This is a genomic window from Dietzia sp. 179-F 9C3 NHS, from assembly GCF_045369825.1.
Classification (GTDB): domain Bacteria; phylum Actinomycetota; class Actinomycetes; order Mycobacteriales; family Mycobacteriaceae; genus Dietzia.
In genome coordinates this window covers 1-3,442 of the sequence record NZ_JBIQES010000033.1, presented here as the reverse complement: position 1 = coordinate 3,442, position 3,442 = coordinate 1, and the positions used below count along the sequence as shown (strand labels likewise).

3 protein-coding genes are annotated in these 3,442 nt (G+C 66.9%); all 3 read left to right on the top strand.

The features are described from left to right. The first annotated feature begins 116 nt into the window (after positions 1 to 116). Positions 117 to 452, top strand: a complete 336-nt coding sequence (locus tag ACH0BZ_RS16295) for a helix-turn-helix domain-containing protein (protein WP_406899789.1) — start codon at positions 117 to 119, stop codon at positions 450 to 452. Between the two features lie 177 nt (positions 453 to 629). Further along, positions 630 to 1,193 (top strand): signal peptidase II, encoded by a 564-nt coding sequence (gene lspA / locus ACH0BZ_RS16290; RefSeq protein ID WP_227022071.1) that lies wholly within the window; start codon positions 630 to 632, stop codon positions 1,191 to 1,193. 514 nt (positions 1,194 to 1,707) lie between these two features. Next, complete coding sequence (gene istA / locus ACH0BZ_RS16285; protein ID WP_406899787.1) at positions 1,708 to 3,369, top strand: IS21 family transposase; 1,662 nt, start codon at positions 1,708 to 1,710, stop codon at positions 3,367 to 3,369. Positions 3,370 to 3,442: the final 73 nt, after the last annotated feature.

Below are 3,442 nucleotides of genomic sequence, written 5' to 3'. Positions count from 1 at the left end.
GAGTACGCCTCGACCACCTCGCTCTACACCTTCGTCTCCCCCGACTACCGCAGCCGCGTCGTGGCCGCCGCCCTACGTGCCGCAACTGATCGTCTGCCCGAAAGGACGAACGAGGCATGAAGCACCGAATCGCCTACCAGTGGCGACTACGCCAAGTCATGACCGCCCGCGACATGCACAACCTGTCTGACCTGATCACCCCGCTACATGAGGTCGGCATCGAGCTCTCCGCCTCGCAGCTCTACCGCCTACTCGGACGCACCCCGGACCGACTGCCCCTGTCCCTACTCGGCGCCCTATGCCACGTTCTGGACTGCAGCGTCGAAGACCTCTGCGACTTCCGTGTCGACGCCGCACCCTCGCGGCGAACCGCCACCGGCGCCTCCCCCGCAGCTGATGGGCCGCTGCGCCCGAAGCGGGCCCACATCCACCGACCCGGCCCACCGGCGTAGACGGCCCCCGCGCAGGCGACACACATGGCTGACACAGCCCTGCGCCTGGTCGCAGGCACCTTCCACACCGAACTACCCACCTCCTGCTGCGCCTGAACACCGCCTCCACGTGGGGGCTTGGTCGGTCGCGTTCGAGGTTTCCTGCCGTCTCGGTTTCGAGTCGAGGAGGATGATGCCATGTCGAAGGACGTCAATCCCGTTACTGAACCACCCCGACAAAGCGAACAAGGTGCCCTGGCGCGAACTGTTCTGGTCGTCTCCGTCATGCTGCTGGCCGCGGCGGACCTCGGAGCTAAGGCTTGGGCGGGCGGAGCACTGGCCGACGGCCACACGGTGGATCTGGGACCAATGCAGCTGCGCCTGGGTTTCAACTCCGGGGTGGCGTTCAGCCTCGGCGCTGGCCTTCCCGCCGGCGTCGTTCTCGGCATCACTGGACTCATCATCGGTGCGCTGGCGCTCTTCACCTGGCGGGCCACCGGCACAGCAACGCGCACAGTACGACTGGCGTTGGCCCTGGTCTTGGGCGGAGCTGTGGCCAACTTCATCGATCGCGCCCCCGACGGGGTGGTGACTGACTACCTGCACACCGGATGGTTCCCTACTTTCAACCTCGCCGATGTCTTCATCACCGGTGGCGCTGTGGTGCTGATCGTGGCCACCCTTACCGGCCGCGACAGGATCGAGGTGTGGGAGACGCCAGAAGTTGCGGCCCGGCAAGTCAGGGGACCTCATGACAACTGAGGTGGCCGCGGCAGCATCGGCCTTGTGGTTCGGTCTCGTGGCCGCGTTCGGGGTGCGCTCCAAGCGCCTCCATCAGAGCACCGCTTTCGCCGACCTGCGCGACCTGCGCGGCCTGCGCGGCGCGCCCGGATCAGTCGAGTGGTTGAGGTGGGAGCTGGTGACGTCAGGTCTTGCGTGCCGACCGCGAGACGAGTCCGAGTTACACCGAGATTCTGCGACAGATGCTCACAGTGGCTGACCCACGCTCAGGGCGGCAGCGCTATCCCCGCTGCATTTCCGCCGATCCCGAGCCCGCTTGGTCGGCAGCCAGTCGATGCAGTCGCGCTCGCCTCTAGTTCGGCCGTACCTGACTGCTCAGGTGCCGACGTGTGTTAGGGACGTGCTTCGGATAGCAGGGTTCTGATGATCGGGTAGCGCGAGTATGAGCATCGGATAGCGGTGCCGGTCCTCGTGTGGTCGTGTCGGTTCTACGCGTGGCAACCAGGCTGCGCGTGGATCCGAACAGGAGGCACGGGTGACTGATTACCGATTGGTGATGTCGCTACTGCTGCAGGGCAGGTCCTACCGGGACATCGAGGCGATCGCGGGTTGCTCGCATCGCACGGTCGCGAAGGCGAAGAAGGTGTGCCGCGAGCACGGGTTGACCGCCACGAGCCAGGTCGAGGCGCTCAGCTTCGAGGAGATCGACGTCTTGTTCGCCGATGGGCGCAAGACGCCGTCGGCGGAGTTCGTCGCCTTCGACGTGGCGGCTGCCGTGAAGAAGCGCACGGGCAAGAACAAGCTGCCGCTGCGGGTGCTGTGGGCCAACTACCTCGAAAGCGCCGGTTCGCCGGGGCAGCGGCACTACAGTTATCAGCGGTTCTGCCAGATCGTCGGCGAGTACGTCGAGGTCAACGAGCTGACGATGCGGATCGCGCACGTGCCCGGGCACACGATGCAGGTCGACTGGGCGGGCACGAAGATGGCCATCTTCGACCCCGTCACCGGCACCAAGACCACGGTGTCGGTGTTCGTGGCGTCGCTGCCGTACTCGGGGCTGGTATTCGCCCGCGGCTGCGTGGACGAGAAGATGCCGAACTGGCTCGACGCGCACCTCCAGGCCTTCGAGTACTTCGGCGGCGCGGCGCAGGTGATCGTCCCGGACAACGCCTCGACGGCATCGAACCAGATCGCCCGCGGTGACCGGGCCCGGGAGGTCAACCGTGAGTATCGCGACTTCCTCGAGTACCACCGCACCGCCGCCGTGCCCACTCGGCCGGTGCGCCCGACGGACAAGGGCAACGTCGAGGCCGGGGTGAAGGTGGTGACGAACTGGGTGATCGGACGGCTGGCCGATCGGCGCTTCGCGAGCCTGGACGATCTGAATGAGGCGATCGCCGCCGAGGTGGAGGCGATCAACGACCGGATCCCGTTCCGCGGCCAGAAGATCAGCCGACGGGAGCTGTTCACCGAGCATGAGAAGTCGGAGTTGATCGCTCTGCCCGAGGTCCGCTGGCAGCCGGTCATCTGGAAGAAATCCAAGGTCAACCGGGACTACCACGTCGAGATCGCCACGGTGAAGTACTCGGTGCCCTACACCTTCGCCGGCCAGCACGTCGACGTGAAGATCACCGGCCCCACACTGGTGGTCATGGCTGGCGGTGAGGTCATCGCCTCCCACACCGTCTCCGGTAGGCGGCAGTCGTTCGTCACCGACCCCGACCACGTGCCCGCCCAGCACCTGCAATCATCCGACCTATGGTCGCGGGCCTACTTCGTGCGCCAGGCCCACAAGATCGGACCGCACACCGTCGCCGCGATCAGCGAGGTCCTCGATCGCCAGCGGATCGAGGCGCAGGGCTACCGCTCGTGCCAGAACATCCTCGCCCTGGCCCGCGGCGACAACAAGATGCTGCTCGAGCGGGCCTGCGGGCTACTCGTCTCCGAAACCTCCCGCCGGGCTATCAGCTACACCGCCGTCAAACAGCAGCTGGCGGCCCTGCGGTCCCAGGCCGCGGCCCGACCCACGACGACGGAGGCGCCGCCGGCAACGACGGCCCGGTGGAGCCGCCGCCGGGTCGGCGGGATACAACGGGGGCGCATCTGGCCGGGCCTGAGCAGTTCAGCCTCGCCGCCCTCACCGGACGCCCGAGTACGAGCACCGGCATCGCGGGGAAGGAGGAGCTGCAGTGACTGACCTGAGTTGGACCTCCTTAGTGCCCCGCTGGCAGGGCGGCGATGATCGCGGCGCTGGTGTCGTCGAGGGGTGT

Excerpts from the sequence above, each read along its gene's own strand:
- ACH0BZ_RS16295 (WP_406899789.1), top strand. The coding sequence starts at position 117 with ATGAAGCACCGAATCGCCTACCAGTGGCGACTACGCCAAGTCATGACC.
- lspA (WP_227022071.1), top strand. The coding sequence starts at position 630 with ATGTCGAAGGACGTCAATCCCGTTACTGAACCACCCCGACAAAGCGAA.